The 17,188-nt window shown below is 62.6% G+C and carries 19 protein-coding genes; 8 read left to right on the forward strand and 11 right to left on the reverse strand.

Annotated elements, in window-relative coordinates; genetic code table 11:
• Positions 1 to 264 precede the first annotated feature (264 nt).
• On the reverse strand, positions 265 to 1,326 hold the full coding sequence (locus HYG77_RS34395) for an AraC family transcriptional regulator (protein ID WP_208964053.1): 1,062 nt from the start codon (positions 1,324 to 1,326) through the stop codon (positions 265 to 267).
• Between the two features lie 99 nt (positions 1,327 to 1,425).
• Here HYG77_RS34395 and HYG77_RS34400 point away from each other — a divergent pair, with 99 nt between their 5' ends.
• Together HYG77_RS34400 and HYG77_RS40175 are read left to right on the forward strand one after the other, a co-directional pair.
• Positions 1,426 to 2,229 carry an alpha/beta fold hydrolase gene (locus HYG77_RS34400; RefSeq protein WP_208964054.1) on the forward strand — a complete coding sequence of 268 codons (804 nt, stop codon included), beginning with the start codon at positions 1,426 to 1,428 and terminating at the stop codon, positions 2,227 to 2,229.
• 312 nt (positions 2,230 to 2,541) lie between these two features.
• On the forward strand, positions 2,542 to 3,180 hold the full coding sequence (locus HYG77_RS40175) for a hypothetical protein (RefSeq protein ID WP_244461492.1): 639 nt from the start codon (positions 2,542 to 2,544) through the stop codon (positions 3,178 to 3,180).
• A 90-nt stretch (positions 3,181 to 3,270) separates the two neighbouring features.
• Here HYG77_RS40175 and HYG77_RS40180 read toward each other — a convergent pair whose 3' ends face one another.
• Positions 3,271 to 3,438 carry a hypothetical protein gene (locus HYG77_RS40180; protein WP_244461493.1) on the reverse strand — a complete coding sequence of 56 codons (168 nt, stop codon included), beginning with the start codon at positions 3,436 to 3,438 and terminating at the stop codon, positions 3,271 to 3,273.
• Between the two features lie 392 nt (positions 3,439 to 3,830).
• Between HYG77_RS40180 and HYG77_RS34415 the strand changes: the two genes are divergently transcribed.
• Positions 3,831 to 4,766 (forward strand): hypothetical protein, encoded by a 936-nt coding sequence (locus HYG77_RS34415; protein WP_244461494.1) that lies wholly within the window; start codon positions 3,831 to 3,833, stop codon positions 4,764 to 4,766.
• Positions 4,767 to 4,875: 109 nt separating this feature from the next.
• On the opposite strand, the gene HYG77_RS34420 is transcribed toward HYG77_RS34415, so the two are convergent.
• Entirely contained in the window at positions 4,876 to 5,235 is a 360-nt protein-coding gene (locus tag HYG77_RS34420) for a hypothetical protein (protein WP_159928792.1), read from the reverse strand.
• A 188-nt stretch (positions 5,236 to 5,423) separates the two neighbouring features.
• Between HYG77_RS34420 and HYG77_RS34425 the strand changes: the two genes are divergently transcribed.
• Positions 5,424 to 5,912, forward strand: a complete 489-nt coding sequence (locus tag HYG77_RS34425; RefSeq protein ID WP_208964055.1) for a hypothetical protein — start codon at positions 5,424 to 5,426, stop codon at positions 5,910 to 5,912.
• A 183-nt stretch (positions 5,913 to 6,095) separates the two neighbouring features.
• On the forward strand, positions 6,096 to 6,896 hold the full coding sequence (locus tag HYG77_RS34430) for a CopG family transcriptional regulator (protein WP_244461495.1): 801 nt from the start codon (positions 6,096 to 6,098) through the stop codon (positions 6,894 to 6,896).
• 792 nt (positions 6,897 to 7,688) lie between these two features.
• On the opposite strand, the gene HYG77_RS34435 is transcribed toward HYG77_RS34430, so the two are convergent.
• The 3 genes from HYG77_RS34435 to HYG77_RS34445 all read right to left on the reverse strand — a co-directional run bounded on the left by HYG77_RS34435 (position 7,689) and on the right by HYG77_RS34445 (position 10,087).
• Positions 7,689 to 9,014 carry a Rep protein gene (locus tag HYG77_RS34435; protein WP_208964057.1) on the reverse strand — a complete coding sequence of 442 codons (1,326 nt, stop codon included), beginning with the start codon at positions 9,012 to 9,014 and terminating at the stop codon, positions 7,689 to 7,691.
• Positions 9,015 to 9,395: 381 nt separating this feature from the next.
• Positions 9,396 to 9,713, reverse strand: coding sequence for a hypothetical protein (locus HYG77_RS34440; RefSeq protein ID WP_208964058.1), 318 nt, complete (start codon positions 9,711 to 9,713; stop codon positions 9,396 to 9,398).
• Entirely contained in the window at positions 9,710 to 10,087 is a 378-nt protein-coding gene (locus tag HYG77_RS34445) for a hypothetical protein (RefSeq protein WP_244461496.1), read from the reverse strand. The genes HYG77_RS34440 and HYG77_RS34445 overlap by 4 nt, the downstream gene beginning before the upstream one ends.
• Positions 10,088 to 11,252: 1,165 nt before the next feature.
• Between HYG77_RS34445 and HYG77_RS34450 the strand changes: the two genes are divergently transcribed.
• Positions 11,253 to 11,684, forward strand: a complete 432-nt coding sequence (locus HYG77_RS34450) for a helix-turn-helix transcriptional regulator (RefSeq protein ID WP_109335866.1) — start codon at positions 11,253 to 11,255, stop codon at positions 11,682 to 11,684.
• Between the two features lie 204 nt (positions 11,685 to 11,888).
• Positions 11,889 to 12,344 (forward strand): helix-turn-helix domain-containing protein, encoded by a 456-nt coding sequence (locus HYG77_RS34455; RefSeq protein ID WP_244461497.1) that lies wholly within the window; start codon positions 11,889 to 11,891, stop codon positions 12,342 to 12,344.
• A 2-nt stretch (positions 12,345 to 12,346) separates the two neighbouring features.
• Here HYG77_RS34455 and HYG77_RS34460 read toward each other — a convergent pair whose 3' ends face one another.
• The 3 genes from HYG77_RS34460 to HYG77_RS34470 are packed head-to-tail and all read right to left on the reverse strand — an operon-like array spanning position 12,347 to position 14,513.
• The gene (locus HYG77_RS34460; RefSeq protein ID WP_208964060.1) at positions 12,347 to 12,907 is read right to left on the reverse strand and encodes a hypothetical protein; all 561 of its coding nucleotides are present in this window, start codon (positions 12,905 to 12,907) and stop codon (positions 12,347 to 12,349) included.
• A 38-nt stretch (positions 12,908 to 12,945) separates the two neighbouring features.
• Positions 12,946 to 14,028: a hypothetical protein gene (locus HYG77_RS34465; RefSeq protein WP_208964061.1), complete on the reverse strand. Its 1,083-nt coding sequence runs from the start codon at positions 14,026 to 14,028 to the stop codon at positions 12,946 to 12,948.
• Entirely contained in the window at positions 14,025 to 14,513 is a 489-nt protein-coding gene (locus tag HYG77_RS34470) for a hypothetical protein (protein ID WP_208964062.1), read from the reverse strand. Before HYG77_RS34470 ends, HYG77_RS34465 begins: the two co-directional genes overlap by 4 nt.
• A gap of 134 nt (positions 14,514 to 14,647) precedes the next feature.
• Here HYG77_RS34470 and HYG77_RS34475 point away from each other — a divergent pair, with 134 nt between their 5' ends.
• On the forward strand, positions 14,648 to 15,712 hold the full coding sequence (locus HYG77_RS34475) for a DUF3068 domain-containing protein (protein WP_208964063.1): 1,065 nt from the start codon (positions 14,648 to 14,650) through the stop codon (positions 15,710 to 15,712).
• 272 nt (positions 15,713 to 15,984) lie between these two features.
• Here HYG77_RS34475 and HYG77_RS34480 read toward each other — a convergent pair whose 3' ends face one another.
• The gene (locus HYG77_RS34480; RefSeq protein WP_208964064.1) at positions 15,985 to 16,587 is read right to left on the reverse strand and encodes a hypothetical protein; all 603 of its coding nucleotides are present in this window, start codon (positions 16,585 to 16,587) and stop codon (positions 15,985 to 15,987) included.
• Positions 16,588 to 16,614: 27 nt separating this feature from the next.
• Positions 16,615 to 17,184 carry a hypothetical protein gene (locus HYG77_RS34485; RefSeq protein WP_208964065.1) on the reverse strand — a complete coding sequence of 190 codons (570 nt, stop codon included), beginning with the start codon at positions 17,182 to 17,184 and terminating at the stop codon, positions 16,615 to 16,617.
• Positions 17,185 to 17,188 lie beyond the last annotated feature (4 nt).

The raw sequence follows: 17,188 nt of genomic DNA on the forward strand, positions 1-17,188 counted from the left end.
AGCGTACGAGGTATGGCAAAGAACGGAAACCATGGACAAGGGACTCCGAAGCGAAAACGACGAGTAGTGATCTAGTACGGAGAGCGGTTATCGAGCACCTCTTACATGGATTCCGCCGGCCGCCCGGTGACCGATCCGCAAGTGGACGCAGCAACGATGCCAGGCCGGGGCGCCGGCAGCGTGTTCGACGGCGTCGGAGCGGCCGATGTCTGGGGCGAAGCTGTTTGTTGCGGACCAACTTGTGTGCGAGCTTGTGACACGGCTTCAGCTGGGCACAGTGATGCTCTCGAGTTCGGGGGTCCGTGCAGCCGATCGTGCGGCTTGGGCGCGCATCTGTGTGGCGGTGGTGCCGAACCATTGGCGGACTTTCCTGCTCATGGCGGACTGATCGGAAAATCCGAGCGCATAGCTGACTTGGCTGAACGGCAGGTTCGACTCGGTGAGCAGTCGCAGGGTCGCTGTGCGGTGGACCTCGTCGCGGATCTGTTCGAAGGTGGTGCCTTCGTCGTGAAGTCGCCGCTGCAGGGTTCTGGGGTGAATGCTGAGCAGATCGGCGATTTCCGACTTGGTGCCTCGGGTGGCGCCGATCGTGCTGCCGAGAGTGTTTCGGACGCGGGTGGCGGCGCTCGTGTCCTGGTGTGGAAGTCGGGCTGCGATGTATGCGAGTGCGGCCCGCCTGATGGCCGGGCGCGCGTGATGCAGCTTGACAGCGAAGACGTTCGGGTCGAGGTGGAGGGCGCCTTTTGGCTGTCCGAACGCGACGGGGGCACCGAAGACGGACCGGTATGCCCGTGGCGAGGCCGCCGGGGTGTGCGGCAACGACACGCTGAGCGGTGTGATCGGAAGGCCGGTCACACCGCGCGCCAGGGTGAGGAGCGAGGCGAGGCATCCATCGATGATCTGCCGGTAGGGCACACCGGGATCGACCTCTACGTCGAACCGCAGCGTGACCCAGTTGTGCGGGTTCGGCGCGGTGGAGGGTTCGAGGACGAGCTGGTAGCTGGGGCTGTGAACGAACAGGTACCGCGACGAGTCCAGCAGTGCGGCCCCAGCTGTATTGGAACCCTGTATGACGACGGCGAGAAGTCCCAGCATCTGTGGGTTTTGCGTTGCCCCGAGGCGGAGCCCGAAGTCCGGCCTGTCGCAGACGCGGGCGGCATCGTCTAGCAGGTGGGCTACGGCGTTGAGCGAGACCATGGATTCGGGGTCCTCGATCTCCTTGCCGGCGAGTCCGTGCTGGCGGCGAAGCCGAGCGGGGTCGGCTCCCCAGCGGCGAACGAGGTCGTCGAAGCCTTGAAGGGCTCCGGCTCGGACGATGGGGGTCACCCGTTCAGGCTCGGGATGGTGTCTCGATATGTCAAGTATTTGGGTCGGGGTCGGTCGCACTCTGGAGCGCGACACATGCCAACTTGCGCAGGAGGATCCATGGCACAGCAGGACGTTCTTCTCATTCACGGCACTTGGGGGCATGGCGCGGAGTGGGACGACTTCGCTGCCGAGCTCGAGACACGTGGGTACCGGGTACATGCCCCGAGCTGGCTCGGGCACGGTCATCCCAAGGAAATCGATATCTGGGGCACGGCCGAGGAGGTGACCAAGCTCGGTTTGCTCGACTATGTGAACGCCCTGTGTGAACTGGCGGGGACCATGGACACGCCGCCGGTGATCTTCGGGCACTCCGTCGGCGGACTGCTGGCGCAGCTGGTTGCGGCTCGGGTACCGCATCGGGGCATCGTCCTCCTGGCGCCCGCCCCGGCAGCCGGCATCTTTGCCCTGTATCCCTCCCAGGTTCTACTGTGGGGAGGGTTCCTTCCCCGTTGGGTCCTGGGGCGGCCGATGTATCCGGTCAAGAAGGCGACCTGGGACAAATACGTGGGCAACGCCATGCCGCAGCAGTTGTCCGACGAGTTCTACGGCAACCTGTGCGCCGAGTCCGGCCGAGCCTACCGGGAGATGGTGTTCTGGATGTTCGACCGAAAGCGGGCCTCCAGGGTCGACTTCGACAAGATCACCGGCGACGTGCTCGTGGTCGCGGGCAGCGAAGACAAGTGTTGCGTCCCGACCATGGTAAAGGCCACCGCGAAGCGATACCGCGGGCGCGCGGACTACGTTGAACTGCCCGGCTCGGATCACCTGATGATTGGTGGTCCCTTCATGCCGGCAGTCCTGGCGGAGTTCGACAGGTGGGCCCACACGAAGGGCATCAGCAGCCAGTCGGTTGGTGCCTGAGCCGATGAGCGAGACTGTGGACGCTGCAGGAGTGGGTCCGGACTCTCGGGAACATGTCCGGTGCACTTATCTACAGTCATACAAACTTGGACGCCGCAACTCCGACGCCGAACCATCTACCGACTTTTTGGCTGAGACCGCACCGCCTCCTATCGCGTGAGATTGCCGCCACATATCTCCGCGAATCGTAGGTCGGCAGAACAGAATTTTCGGTTCGGGTGTCGCGTTTGACGATCGTCATCCGGCGCCGATAGGCGTTCGGCTTTCGGGTTCTACTCGCTGGCCACCAGCGGTCTTGGACATACTGAGGTCATGACGAGCCGAGGAGTGGTCCGCAGTTGGGACGTGCGGGGTATGCAGGGCGTGATCGACTCCGCACACACCCCCGGCGGTAGCTGGACTCCATGGATATCCGTAGCGGTTCCTGGATTCCCCGGTTTGGCTGAAGGTCAGGAAGTCGAGTTCGAGTGGCATCAACTCGACGAGTCCGCAGACGGTTACGACTTTCATACGGTGCGCGCATGGCCAGTCGGCGCCGAGCCCTACACGCGGCCGGGGCCGTTCAGCTCGAGGGCTTGGCATATCGATCCCGACGGCAGTGCCCACGAGATTACCGACCTCGACGACACGATCCCGCCCCGGATCGGCACCCCAGCGAGCGGCGTCGTCACCACGTGGAATGACGACGAAGGCTGGGGAGTCATCGACTCTGCGGACACACCGGGCGGTTGTTGGACCTTCTACAGCGCCCTACACCCCGACGAAGTCATCAATGCCCAGCCGGGCGACAGTTTCAGCATCGGCGGAGGAATCCGTGGTCTCGACGTCGGCGAGCAGGTCGACTTCGAATGGGAGTCGGTCATCGATCAGGATGGATACAAATTCCGTGCGATCAAGGTCAGGCCGCGGCGGGAGATCCCACCTTGGCGCGTCGAACGAATCGGTAGGTAGCGCTCGGAGTTGCCAAGGATCGGTGTTCGGTCGGCGATGCTCGACCGGTCATCGCTTCGCCGACCCTTCGGACGCGGAGGCACAGGCGGATTAGATCGGCACAATCGCTTCGTCGAGAGCATGAGCCGGTGGGATCTCCAAGACGACGCGTGTGCGGTCGAGGCCGATTGCTGGCCAGCGGTACTCGATCTCGAGGAAGGTGCCTGTCGGGCGCCCGTTGACGACATAGGAGAACTCGCGGACGTAGTGCCCTTCCATCGTGTGTGGATTCTGGCTCGATCGCTCTGTATGGATGTTCAGCTCGGGCGAGACCACCCATGTACTGAACCCGTCCTCGGGTTTTGCAGCCGAAAGCCGGCCGGTCCCGTAAGTGGCTCGGAACTGGCGGGCGAGTTCGGCAGACTTCGATCCGTAGCGGAGACGGCCAGCGTCATATCCATGACGTTTCGATACGCGATGAGGTATCGGATTCCCACGCGGTAGCCGTTCGAGTCGGATAGCAGGAGGGGCCCGTGCGCGATTGCACCCAGTTCCGGGGAGACGGGGTCGTCGATCCAGCTGAACTGCGACATCGTTCGAGTATGAACGGGCAGAACTTCACAGCGGGTAACTGCGTGCGACGGACAGCGCGGGTTCGGTAGCGTTCATTGATGGACCTGGTCACTCTCGTTCTCGCGTCACCACGCGGGCGATTTTTCTGCGCGAACGTCGCGTACATGTGCGGTGCGGACGAGCGAGCCGCCCGTCCACGAACGCTTGCGGACGTCCTCGAGGTGATCGAGGCAGTCGATGTTCGAGCCATGTCGGGGCTGTCCGAACTGAACTTACTCAATGCTCTCGCGTTCGCGACAGACTGTGCACGGTACTGGCAGCCGCCGGACGAGGAGGATGTCATGTTCGCCACGCCGGACACGGTGGCGGCTTTACGTCCGGTCGCTGCCGCCGTTCTGGAAACCCCGCTCACCCGGTGGTGGGCGGAGCCGGTCGACCTCGACAACCAGCGGATGATCGTCCGACTGCCTTCGAACGAGGAGTGGCCGGAATCGACGCTGCCGTACCGCAGTACTGCTGTCGGTCTCGATCAATGGCGTGACCACGTACTCGCGGACGAAGCGCAATTTCGTACTTGGCGCGCGGAACGTCCGGACAACGACATCGGTGGTGAATGGTGGTCGACACCGTTACCCAGTGCCGTGTTGGAAACCAGCCGGGCGCGGCATGATGTGGGCGCACTGGAATTGCTCCTGGAGGAGGACTCGTTCGGCGGGGACGAAGCGAGGGTCTGGCCGGTCACTGTCCGCCGCACACCCCGGGTCTACGAGATCACGAATCCGACGGACTGGGCGCGTTTGGTCGACGCGTATCCATTGGCCGTCCGCGAGTCCAAGCGCTCCGATTGGTTCCACACCACCGGTGAGTATCACGACTGGTTCATTCCTGACTGGGCTGCGGTGGCCGACGACTACGACGCCGTGCACCTCACTTTGCACGGCTACCTGACCACACCCGGTCTCGCAATCCCATTGGCAGGCAACAAGGGTGCACTGTGCTGGCCGGGTGGAACCCGGACGCGACGTGGTGGCTGAACAACCACGTCGCTCACCTCGACGACGAGCCAGCCTTGTGGCGATGGTGCGACGACGACGAACACTGGGTACGAGTCTGAGCCCCGGAGAAGGATCCTTGACCGGGTGACTACTGACCGAACGTGAAGCGCAGGTTCGCGTTGATGAGTTCGTTCATTCGCTTTCGCATGCGGACGATCGTTTCCCCGTCCGGCACCGGTTCGTCGACGATCAACGTCCAGGACAGAGTAGTGGCGCCGTGTGGTGGGCCAACGATGTCGAATCGGATCCGTGCATCCGGTCGCCACGGCCAGATCGATGTCCATACGACGAGGTTCGGATCGGTAGCTTCTGCGATCGTCGGACGTTGTTCATCGTTGTGCAGGATCAGCCACGGACGAATCGGGTCACGGTCAGGGTCGGTGAGGGCTTCGTAGACGATGCGAGGCGGCGGCGGTTGGGTCCGGCGCCGACTGCCGATTTCGGGCACACCGAACCATATCGTTGCCTCTCGCTTTCCGCTTGCCGATGCCTTTCCAACCAGCAGGCTGGTATCGCAGAGCTGGATGGTGCGCACGATACCCCGCTTCGTCACCGAGGTAACAGCGTCGAGACCGGCCTGGCGTGCAATCAGGCTAATGACACGGGCGGGCAGCTCGGACGCGCGAAGATGACGTTATGCCGACCCGGGACTTGTGGAATCAGGACAGTTTGGTGTGGCACTTCGGCTTGTTCGACGGAGGCCCGGCGATCGGATCCGATCACGACGTCGAGGCGCCGCAGGTATGGGTGCGTGCACTCGAAGCCGTCGCCCGCGATCTGCGGTGCCTGCGGTACGGGCGCGACGTGCGGTTGGGAGGATTGGTGTGGGAGCTTGCCGTTAACGGCAACTACGCCGTCACCATCGGCTGGCAGGGCGTACATGGCATCAGTGGGTTCAGCCGCTGCGACGGCTTGTCGATGGATGCTCCGTTCACTGAGGCCGCGGTCTGGGTGGCAGACACCGTTCAGTCAGACCTCGCTGGCTACGACTTCGTGCAGTGGCCCTCACAGGGGCAACGCATGCTGCAGCCGCGCAAGCGCGACGATGGTCCGGTGTGGATCGATACCCATACCGATGCCACGGTTGCCGCCATTGGCGAGCTATGTCAGTACATCGAGCGGTAGGGCAAGACCCTGGTCCGTGAGTCTCTGACGGATCCATAATCGGAGCTGCACTATGCTTCTGCCAAACCATGTGTGTTGCGACGACCGCTGGAATCCGCCCCCCGGATGCCGGGGCCGACTATTGCGCACCTGCGGACGAGAAAAGATCGAGGGATGACGGAGTCGAGGCCAGGGCGGATCCCGGTGGGTGATCCTATCGCGCTGCGCTTCGACCCAGAGACCAAACACCTACTCGACGAGATGGCCGAGGGCATCGGCCCTCGCCGGTTCGGGGCGCTGATCCGCGTCGCCTGCCGACGACTGGTCACCCAGCCCAAAGCCGTCCGCAACCGTCTCGAGGAAGCGCGGCGACTCTCGGCAGTCCGGCGGGCGATCCCGCTGGTCATGCTCACGCTCAAACTGGAACCGGACACCGCGCAGAAGTTCACGGCGCTGGCCGCCGAGCACGACACCACGGTCAGCGCACTCATGCGGATTGCCCTGCACCGATTCCTCGGAACCCCCGGCCGCTACAAACATCCGATGCTCCGCGAGGCGGAGCGGACCGGACTGTCCGACAAGCTCGAGGTCATGGTCAACCCCTCAGCGAAGCAACAGATCTGGCGCCTCGCCGGCCGGCACGGGGACAAGCTCAGCACCGCGCTTCTTCGGGTTGCCCTTCGGCGCCTACTCGACAAGCCGGGTGATCTCACCGCAGACCTGGAGGCCATCGCACCGTTGCGCGATCTCCGGCCCGAGATCTTTTCCGCCAGGGTAAATGTGCACTTCGACGCCCCACTGCGGGACAGGCTAGACGCCTTGGCCGCACGAGTCGGGTCCGATCGTGCCGAGTTGATGCGTCTGGCCGCGCAGCGTCTGCTCGAGGCCCCAGGCATGATCGAACAGGCTGTGAACAGCGAGATCTTCCGCAGCGAAAAGAACAGAGCGCATCTCATGGCCCGCCACGCCCGTCGCCAGGCGCGGCGCCGCCCGCAGCCGGACTGATCAGCCGGACGCCATTCGCTCTACACGAACTGATCGACCGCAGCCGCTGGTCAGTGTGCCGGGGCTGGGTTGTGTTTCGGTATATCCGCCTCCGGCGGTCTCCAGGCCACCTGCGGTTCCCTCGAGTCGAGCTGTGCTCCGCCCTGGAAGAACAACGGCGCTGGTCTGCGCGACCTGCTCGGGGCCGCCAATTCGAGGTTCGGTCGCGGGCGGGTCTCCAATCTGGCGAGGATGACTGCCGGCACGAGATGGGTGGAAGCTTTCGGTGCATAGTGCGACGAGGCGTCTGCGGCGGCAATCGAGCTCGGCGCGGTCCTGCGCACAGGCCGGGAGGTGCGGGAGCGGATGGCGACAGCGGCTACGAGATCTCCTCGCGCGGCCGGATGCACGCTCGACGTCCAAGAACCTTTCGGCCCAGCGTACGGAGCCCCTTTCGGCACGGGGCGGCCCGGGCCGGACACGGTGTGCACCGGGCACGCCTGTCCACGCGTTACGCAGTCGATTGCGTTCAACGTGTTGCGTCGACGCGAGGGTTCGATCCGGTTGCGGATCGGCGGAGCTGATGCAGGGGGCGGGCGGGGTCCCGACCTGACGGTTCGAGGGCTCCGAGGTGGGAAGCTGCCGGCACCTGGTGGTGTCAGCGGCTTCGTTTCCTTCCCGGGCACGTTACGCGATGTAGGTCTGACCCGGTAAGGGTGACGGTGCCCGCCAGTGCGCCTCTTGGCAAGTGGTCGCTCGACGCGACGATTCTGATGTGGCACCCGGGCATCGGGTCGAACATCGTCGCGCCTTTCATTCCAGCCTTTGGCCGGTCTGGCGGTGATGTCGAGGAGTTCGGTGAAGGATTCGGCGCACCTCAGCGAGTGCAGCGTTCCTCTGCTCGGGGGTTGCTTGGCTGGCGTTGCGGTGTGCGATTGCGGTGCGGCGAGCAGTCTGTTCGCGGCGTCGTGTTGCGTCGGCGGTGGTGCGGAGTTGGCTGGGGGAGGGTCCGGTCCAGTTGATGTGGGTGAGTCGCCAGCGGAAGAGGGCGATCGGTGAGTTGATGTGGTCTCTGGTGGGCCAGGTCCATCCGCGTTGGCGGGTGTCGCGGTCGAGGGTGTGTGCGATGTCGTGGCCGGTCCAGTGTGTGGTGTCGATGCCTGCGGCTTGGATGGCGTCGCAGATGTGTCCGATGTGCCGGTGCTTGGTGAGTGCGGGTGAGGAGGCGATGAGTGTGGCGGCTGCTCGTTGGAGGTGGAGCGGTCGGGGTTGTGGGGTGGGTTCGTTGTGCCGCGCGTGTGCGCGTTGGTGAGTACTTCGTGACGAAAGATTATGGGAAGGAACGTAAGTACTGGGGGATAGGGTGTCAGCGTTGTCGGCTTGGGGATTTGTTGTGGTGGCTGCGGGGGTGCGTTGTTGGGGTGGGGTGCGGTGGCGTGTGAGGGGCCGTTTGGTGCGGGCGCGCTGTGGACGCGATATTTGTTGTGGGCGTGGGGGAGTGGATTCGACAACGTCTTTGGGGGAGCTGAGTGCCCAGACGGAGGCTGCTTGGTGTTGTTGGCCGCCGTGGTGGAGTTCAGCGGCCATGTATTCGTGGGTGCGGAGTGTTCGGCCGCGTTCGAGTTCGACGCCCATGTGAAGTTGCTTGAGGACGCGGCGGGCGCGGTTGACGACGGAGAGTGAGACGCCGGCGTGGTGCGCGATGAGTTGCCGGGATGCGGTGACACCGCGTCCGGTGGTCGAATCCGCGAATCGGGCGTGGGCTGTGGCGACGGCAATGAGGCGTTCGATGCTGATGCTGTGTGTGGTGAGTGCGGTCTGGCCGGTGGTGGTGTGGGTGATGTGGTGGCGGAGTTGGCGGAGCCATTCGGTGCGGCTGGTCCATACGGGGATGGTGGCTTCGCGTCCTGGTGTGGTGGGGAGGGTGAAGGATTGGCCGCGTTGCCCGGTGTCGTGGTTGTACTGGTGGAGCTGGTTGATGGCTTGGGTGGCGGCGTGGACGGAGGCTTCCCAGGTGTCGACTTCTACCGACTGCGGAATGCGCGTATCGGCGTGTGTCGATGACGTGGTGTGGGTGGTGGCAACGTGTTGTGTTGATGCTGATTCAGCGCATGCGTTAGCATCAGACGTACCTGGCATAGGTAAGTCCCTTCGGGGAATGCAGAACGAGCGCCGAAAGCTGTGAACTTTCGCCACTCACCTCTGAGAATGTGACGGCCCGGCAAGGCCTTCACCCTCTTGGTTGAGGAGGACCGGCAAGTCCTCCTCAACGAAATGCCGCGGAGCGGTTCGTGAATCCGAAACCACCCCCACCAAGGGGGTTTTCGTGTTTCTGAGGTCTGCGCAATTTTGTTTGTGTTTCGGGGTCGCGCGGGTATCTACTCGGTCAAGGGCATCGCCTTACTGTTGGGCATGTGTGAGTGCCGATCCACGACGGCCGCCACCGCGAACGGCTGAGGTTCCGCTCGGGTCCGCTGAAAAGGGATCAGAGAAACGCGGTTGTGGCTGTGGCCCTATCAGTTACGCCGACCGAGGTACCGATTTCACCCCAAGCAACAGGCGCGCCGCGGCGGCGACCTCACGTATCTGCTCGACGGTCGCTGTTTCAGGATCGGATGCGACAAGATCGACAACGTCGACAAGCGCATCGCATGATCCCGGACTGAGACGAGACCCGGCAGGCGAGAGCTGGACTGGACCATGCGTGCCGATAAGATCCGCGGCGGACATCACGGTCGGCGTGCCCGCGTCGGCGACGAGTAGCGCACAGATGACGCTGTCCATCGCGATGAGCTCCCACGTTCGCCCGTGGCGGTCGGTGGCAGTAACACTTGTCATGCGACCGCCCCTCTCGTCGCGGGGTAATGCAGGCGTGAGTTCCACGCCTCGATGGCCGCGGCGATGCACATCTCGGCGACAGCCCCTGGTTTCGCGGCCAGATGCGCCCAGAAGGCGGCGGCGACCGCTTCCGCACCACTGAACTGATGGCCGCCCAGGTAGTCGTGGGCGTCGACGACGGAATCGGCGACCGCAGACCAGGCGTACATAGCCGCTGACTGAGCGCGGCCGGCGCCGATCGCAGCCAGCCGCTCCATCGCCTCCCATCGGACAGTGAGAGAGTCGACCGTTCCGGTCGGAGTGGCGCGGCACAACTCGGCCATGGTGTATCCCACGGGCGTGGAGAAGCCTGGAACAGTGGCAAGACCCCACACCGGGTGAGTGTAAAGATCAGCGAACCACCCCCAACGCAGTGAAGCGGGCCCTTCGGTTCCAGGGCACTCGACCTCGCCGGTCGCCATGAGAAGGACGCGGTCAGAAAGCCCGATCATCCCGCCGACCCCCGATCGACTACTCGTTGCCCCTCGCCACGGTTGTAGTACATCCGAAGCTCACGATTGGCGGCGATCAATGTTCCGACGTGGCGATCTCCAACACCCGCCCGGATCACGGAAGGCGTCGGACCCCCACCGGCCTCCATCATCACCACCGTATCCGCGCAGCAGGTCTCGAATCCCGGGAGCTGCACGCACTCACACTGGGTATCGAACATCGCCCCAGAGAGCCCCTCATCTACCTCCCGCGGCGCAATCACGACGCCCACCGCACTGGCGTCGACCTTCTCTGCGCTACAGAGAGAGTAGGGACCGGGAACGGCTGCTTCTGGTCGCGAAGACGTATGCCGTCCCGCGTTCGCACCCACGCTGACAGCGCTGAGATTTTGATCGGCTCGCCGTCGCGGTCATAAGCCACCGCGGCCCACACCATCGATCGTGCTGGGCCGACCTGCGCCTGCTCCTCGCAACTCGCAAAGAACGGGCAGCTTTTGCAGGCGTCGATCGCGGCCAAGAGTTGACCTGTGCTGGCGACGTCGGTGTCCCATCCGCGTGGATTGCGCGCGCACGGGAGACCGTCAGTGGCCTGAAGCCCGTCGACGCGATCGGGAAGGTTTGTGCTGAGCCGCCGGAAGAAGGCCTCTTCGTGCGCTGCGCGGTAGACCGCGCAGCGCTTCGAACTTCCTGAGCATGCGCATAGCGAGTCGTGATGTTTGATGAACCGTCGGAGTTGAGCAGTTGTCCAACTCAGCACGTCAGTCTCGTCGACACTTCCGCCGACGTCGCCTATCGTTTGCATTGGCAGATCTCCATTCTGCTAGCTGAAGAAATACGCTGATCAGGGCGGCAACCCTGTTCGGTTCAGGCCCCCGCCCGGCGGTAACCGGGCGGGGGTCCTTTTGTTAGATCACAGACCCTTCTTGGTTGGCGGAGTCATATTTGATCTATTTCCGTGAGGCAAAACTGTGTACTGAAGTGATCGTAAGGGGGATAGTGCAAGGTGTCCAGGAGTGATGGACGGAGTGTTTCGGTGAGCCGACGGGTGATGCGCGGATTCGATCCTTCTCGGCTCAAGGCACGTCGTGAGCGCTCCGGCCTGAGTCGGCCCGAACTCGCTCGCGTAGCGGGTATCGGGCACGCGACCCTCTACCAGTGGGAAACGGGAGCAACGTCGCCACAGGTAGACCTCCTTAAGCGGGTCGCCGACGCCCTTGGCGCGAAGATCAGCGATATCGTCATTGTTCCGGAGGCTGAGCGACTCCCAGGCGATTGGCGAGTTCTTGCAGGTTTGCTGCAGCCGCAACTCGGAAAACTGGCGGAGGTCAGCACCACGACGGTGGCTCAGGTCGAGCGTGGGCAGGCGGCGTTGACGGAAGACAATGCCCGGAAACTCTCGGCGGCTCTGGGCGTGTCCGAAAGTGTCTACCGCGCCGCATACGAGCGCGCACGGAATCGGCCTGCTGGCACCCCGGCGTGACCCTACGCAACCGATCGCTGCGGCGGCGGTATCCAACCGGTTGACTGTCGGGCGTGCTCGCTCTGTGTGAATCATGTGCAGGTCGGCGTCAATCCGCTCTCTACCACTGCTTATTCCAGAATCTGGCCACATCACATTCTTTCCGATGGTGACGTCCGTCTTAGACCAGGGATCAGGCTACGTTTCGCAACTTACAATTGCAAGTTGCGAAAGATCTATGCTGTTGCGAGAATGCGGGTAGTCAAGAGTGTTGCCTGTACCTACGGGTCAATCCGGGCTAAAAGGTTGAAGGGTTGGGCAGGAACGATGAGCAGCTTCGCTGAAAGGCTTCGCTATCTCTTTGACACCGTCCACCCGAAGGACCGGGGCCCATACACACAGACCGAGGTCGTCGATATGCTCCGGTTCAGCGGCAGCAAGATGACTACTGGTTACATGTCGCAGTTGCTCAGTGGGAAGCGATCGTCGCCCGGCTTGGAGACAGTCCGAGACATCTGTCGGGTATTCCGTGTGCCGATGGACTACTTCGGGGACGAAGAGGCCTATCAAGAAATCAAGCAACAGATTGAATGGATTCAGAACCTACGAGATTCACAGGATCAGCGTGTCGCGGCCAGGACCTACGACCCATTTCGGAAGCTGACCAGCGACGAGGACTAGTCCTAAGCAATCAATGCGTAGGTCATACCAGCAGCGACGGCACCCGCGATCGAACCGACAACTACCTGGCCTTTCGTGTGGTCCCCGAGATGGACCCGGGACCATCCCACCAACGGTGTGAAGACCAACGCCAGCAGCCACCACGGTGACACCGCCAGAGCCAACACAACGGTCACACCGGCTGAAACGCCGGTATGGACGCTTACCTTCCAGTGGAAAATGCTCGTGATGACCGCGGCGACTCCCAGCGCCACCAGGCCCGCCGACATGAATGCGATCATCTCGATCGGTGCGTGCCCGAGGATCTGAATGATCAAACCACCCACCGCAACAACCAGAAGCACGACGATCAAGAGATGTCGCTCGTTGATCTGGGTGACATGGTGGTCGCCTATCCGCGACCTCCGCATCCCGAACAGAATGACGGCCATCGGGACGACTCCCGTACACAGCGCAACGAACGCGCCCCAGCCCGCCGTGCCCACGGAAATACCGATCACCATCGACGTCACGATATTGATGACCCAAGGGGCACCGACTTCAGTCAGTACGCGTGCGGCCATATCGGTTACAGTACGGCGGTCCCGAAAATCGATCTCCGTCATTGCTCCAAGGCCATCTCTCGTTTGTCTGCGTGGGCGATTCGATAAGCGTTGCCCAACATGCACGCCCACATGGTGTCAGTGGTTCCGGGATCTAAGAAAAAGCTGTTGTATCCCAATCGGTCGGGAAGTCGACCGGTGACGAGCCATTCGGTGATTGCGTCGACGGCCAACGGCTGGGGAAGAGGTTCGCCCGGCGGCATCCCACTGTGATCGACTTCCAGGCTAAGAGCATCAAGTAGCTCAGCTGCTCGGTCGTCGACTTGCTCGGCGGCGCTACTGCCGCGATTCGATTCTCGTTCGGCGTTCGGCCACCGCGTCAGCAGCTCGGCTCGAAGGTCGGAGAACTGCTTGAGCGCAGCCCGGGCTCCAATCCAGTTCATCGCCAGGGCAGTAAGTACTCCTGCGGCGATGAGTAGCACGCCGGTCAGGGCGAGCGTACGGGAGATGGCGAACGGTGTGGGTGTCGGCTCCATCAGTCCGTAGCGCGCGGCGACCAGGTATCCGATTCGAAGGGCGGCGTATGCAGTCAGGATTGCGGCCCCCGGACAGATCAAGAGCAATCCACGGCCGGTGACGGTATGTCGGTCTGCCTGGACGATCGTTACCACCGTCACCATCAGGCATAGTAGAAACGGGTATGCCATCGCGAGAATCAAGCCTTCGGCATATCCAGGTAGGAACGCATACTCGTTGTCGAACGTGCGATTGTCCACGTTCGCCGGCCATGGCGTTTTGAAGAAGAACACGAAGGAAACGGCGGCTGTGAACAACGAGAGTGCGACGTGAAGCCGGATCAACTTGGTGCGCTGGCCGGCCTTACTCGTCACATCCGTGAACACGGTGGCAGTACCGATGCAGATTCCATAAACCAACAGCATTTTGAGGGCACCAGGCATGCCCGCGCCCAAGGAAGATCGAACGAATTCCTCAATGGGCTGGATGTTGAGCATCATGTGAAGTGACATGCATGCCAGGATGAGCGCGGCACCAGCGAGAGTCCATGAACGACTGAACCACCACCGATGCAGCCGGGTTGCCGCCGCCACGCCCAACAGTGCGGCAGCCAGCGCGGTAATCAACCGAGGGCCTCGTCAAGCCGTGACCGAACCGCAGGGTTGTGGCTAGTCCGACTGCTACCTTTCAAGCGTCGCAGCAGCAGGCTCGCGAACGCTTCAGCGTCGGCCTCCTCGGTGGACCGTGTATCCGTGCAGTCGCGCTGGAGCATCAGTTTCGCTAGGTCGTGAGATTCAGGCGGAAGGTAGTCGGTCGCCAGTTCGATGGCAGGCCTGCCGACATGTCCCAGTGCCATGTGGCCGAGTTCGTGGGCGATGGTTCGTTCCCGAGCATGCACCCACAACGCATATTTTATTTCGTCATGGTCGGGGTTGCGTACCCATTGGCCGAACACTCGGGACGGCAGGTCGGGGCCCTCCTGAATCAACAGTGGCCGTCCGCGATCGCGTGCGAGAGCATTCGCCATGCCGGTCAATGATCGTGCTTCGTCGCCCACCGCAATGCGGAACAGGTGATCGACGGCACGTGTAACTGCCGCTCTATGTGCCACTCCCGGAACCTCCTGCCGTCAGCATCCCCCGCGATGCCGACAGACAACGGTAGTCGTCCGGCGCGGGTACGCCCAGTCGGGGGGCGGGCGGCGCCCATGAGAAGTTCCACGCAGTCTCGACTAGGATCGCCCGAATGCCGATCAGCCTCCGTCTGTCTCGTCACGGCACCGCTTGTGCGGCCATCATGGCAGGTACCTTGCTGCTAACGATGAGCGCGCTCGCTCCGACATACGCCGCAAGTCAGCTCGTTAAGATTCCCCTGGACGTTGAGGCGGACACGGTCTCCACCGGTACTGCGCAACTGCTCGATGCGGCCGCTCTGACGAAGGGCAAGCTGGAGATCGATCCCACGGTACCGATCACTGTCAACCAACGGGTCACTGTCCAAGATCCGTCCGATTCAAATACCGTGACTCTGCAGTCTGCCGTGCAGATGACGCGGGATGACCGGAACGGACCACGCTCAGTGATCAATGCAAGCGTCGACCGAACTACCGTCGATAGGCGAACCGGTTACGCTGTTTCGGAGCCCTCTGGATCCATCCAGTCTTCGCTCGATAAGCCGGCGGAGCCAGTTGCTCACGAAGGACTCCAGTTTAAGTTCCCCTTCGACACAAAGAAGCTCTCCTACCCCTACTTTGATACGACCCTGCGCTCAAGTCGCGCCATCGACTTTGTGAAAGAGACCGAGATTAAGGGCCTCCCGGTCTTCCAGTTTCACCAAAGGATCGAGCCGACCTCGATCGGGGGTGCTATCACACTTCCGGCGGTGAACTGGGGGAGAACCGGAACGGACTCGGTGTCCCTGAAGCGCTTCTACGGCGTCACTCGGGATCTCTGGGTCGAACCGGTTTCCGGTGCAATCGTCCAGGTACGACAGCATTACAACCAGCACTTTGGATCCGACATCGACGATCCGAACCCAGTCACCATCATTGATGTCACAACGATGCTCGACGAGCAAACCGTCGATGAACAGGTGGAACGAGCCGTCGCGTACAAGCGGCTAATTCAATGGGGCACTGTCTATGGTCCCGGGATCGGTGCGGCAGCTGGGTTTTTGTTAGTCGCCGGCGGTGTCTACCTCGGTGCTATGTCATCCCAACGAACGCCAGCTAAACAAAAACAATTGGAAGAGGTTACGGTCACTGAAGAGCCTGTCGGCGTGCGCGATCGGGTGAGCAGCGCCAATACGTGAGCTCTCGAAATCCAGGACGGCTGGCAGGTCCGCCGCCAGACTCGGTTCGGCCCCTCAAGGCATTGCGATGCGCCACCGATCGAGTAAGTCGATGTTGTAATCACGCTGGACACAACAGTCCACTCGGGTGACGAAACGATCAACGGCTGTCTCCACAAGCGAAGGACGCCAGTCCCGCGGTCCTGCGAGGATTTCGCTATGTGCCCGCCCTGCGCTGTGGTCGCGATCGTGCTGATGGGCCCGATCAACCTCGAGCGCCGCTGATCTCGCAGCTAGTTCAACTCGTAGAAAGCCGCACGTGCGTAGGGCAGTGCCTCGGCGTACGCGCTGCGGACCTTCTCTTCGGTGCCGAGATAGGACATGTTGTCGTCGTAGGCTTCGCGGTCTTCGAAGTACGTACGGCCGCCGAAGTGGTCGGACAGCTGGATCGCCACGGCGTAGTCGACCGGGTTGCCGTTTGCGGCGTCCCCCTGGCTTTCCGCACCTGCATAGAAGGTCTGGATTGCGTCCGTGACGGCTCCGGCGTCGAGGGCAGGTCGGTTGTCCCACTTCTGGCTCCATCCGAAGAGGTTCCGTCCTCCGGAGCCGGAGTGGTGGACCCGCCAAAATCCTTCAGCTCGTGAGGCGACGAGAGCCGCGATGATTGCGTTGTCAGGCGCCTTCCGCTTGTTGCCGAGAGCGATGATGCGGGTGACGGTTTCCTTCTGCTGTCCGTCGGCGGTGTCGTCGACGAAGGGATCGACGACCGGGGTAGTGGCGTCGATCGTGGGTTCCGGTGGTGATGCGGTGTCGTCGTTGGAGTTGCTGCCGCACCCCGCGATGACCGCGGTGGCGAGCACCATGGTCGTCAAAGCTGTAGTGACGCGGTACTTCAAGGTTCCCCCTCGCTCGTTCGGTTGCGTTCAGTAGGTGAGGTTATCGATCAACCATCGGCCGTCTGCTTCGGTAAGGGTGAGCCAAACTGTAATCTCGGGCTCGACGGGGTGGGGAGTGTCGCCGATGACCGCGGTTTGGGTTATTGTGGCCACCCGGTGAGCGGTGGTGTCGGTGTCGGGTGGGCAGCCGGAGCAACCGATGGCGACGTCGGCGATGACTCGGACGTTGTCGTTGATCCATTGCTGCCATTGCAGGCTGGGTCCGTGCTCGTACGGGACATCGGAGGTAAGGCGTGCAGCCAGGGCCGGTGTGAACCATTGTGTCGCGCGACGGAATCCGCTGGTGGGGCTCTCGTCGGTGGCAGGGGCCCAGGTGAATGTGACGGTCATCGCCCGGCGGGCGACTTCCTCCGGCGATGTCGGTTCCGGTCGCTGAAATGCGCTGGTGCCCGTTTCCGGTGCAGGCGCAGGTGCCGGTGCGGTCGTGGTGCTTTGCGGTGTCGCGTTACCTGAGGGGTTGCCGTTGTCCTGGCAGGAGTAGAGAAGTACCGCAACTGCGGCGATAATCACTATGAGCACGATCGAGGTTTTGCGCATGGTT

The sequence above is a fragment of the Rhodococcus sp. ZPP genome, from assembly GCF_017656075.1.
Lineage (GTDB): Bacteria > Actinomycetota > Actinomycetes > Mycobacteriales > Mycobacteriaceae > Rhodococcus_F > Rhodococcus_F oxybenzonivorans.

Excerpts from the sequence above, each read along its gene's own strand:
- HYG77_RS34400 (WP_208964054.1), top strand. The coding sequence starts at position 1,426 with ATGGCACAGCAGGACGTTCTTCTCATTCACGGCACTTGGGGGCATGGC.
- HYG77_RS40175 (WP_244461492.1), top strand. The coding sequence starts at position 2,542 with ATGACGAGCCGAGGAGTGGTCCGCAGTTGGGACGTGCGGGGTATGCAG.
- HYG77_RS40180 (WP_244461493.1), bottom strand. The coding sequence starts at position 3,438 with ATGGAAGGGCACTACGTCCGCGAGTTCTCCTATGTCGTCAACGGGCGC.
- HYG77_RS34415 (WP_244461494.1), top strand. The coding sequence starts at position 3,831 with ATGGACCTGGTCACTCTCGTTCTCGCGTCACCACGCGGGCGATTTTTC.
- HYG77_RS34425 (WP_208964055.1), top strand. The coding sequence starts at position 5,424 with ATGCCGACCCGGGACTTGTGGAATCAGGACAGTTTGGTGTGGCACTTC.
- HYG77_RS34435 (WP_208964057.1), bottom strand. The coding sequence starts at position 9,014 with ATGCCAGGTACGTCTGATGCTAACGCATGCGCTGAATCAGCATCAACA.
- HYG77_RS34440 (WP_208964058.1), bottom strand. The coding sequence starts at position 9,713 with ATGACAAGTGTTACTGCCACCGACCGCCACGGGCGAACGTGGGAGCTC.
- HYG77_RS34450 (WP_109335866.1), top strand. The coding sequence starts at position 11,253 with ATGCGCGGATTCGATCCTTCTCGGCTCAAGGCACGTCGTGAGCGCTCC.
- HYG77_RS34460 (WP_208964060.1), bottom strand. The coding sequence starts at position 12,907 with ATGGCCGCACGCGTACTGACTGAAGTCGGTGCCCCTTGGGTCATCAAT.
- HYG77_RS34475 (WP_208964063.1), top strand. The coding sequence starts at position 14,648 with ATGCCGATCAGCCTCCGTCTGTCTCGTCACGGCACCGCTTGTGCGGCC.
- HYG77_RS34485 (WP_208964065.1), bottom strand. The coding sequence starts at position 17,184 with ATGCGCAAAACCTCGATCGTGCTCATAGTGATTATCGCCGCAGTTGCG.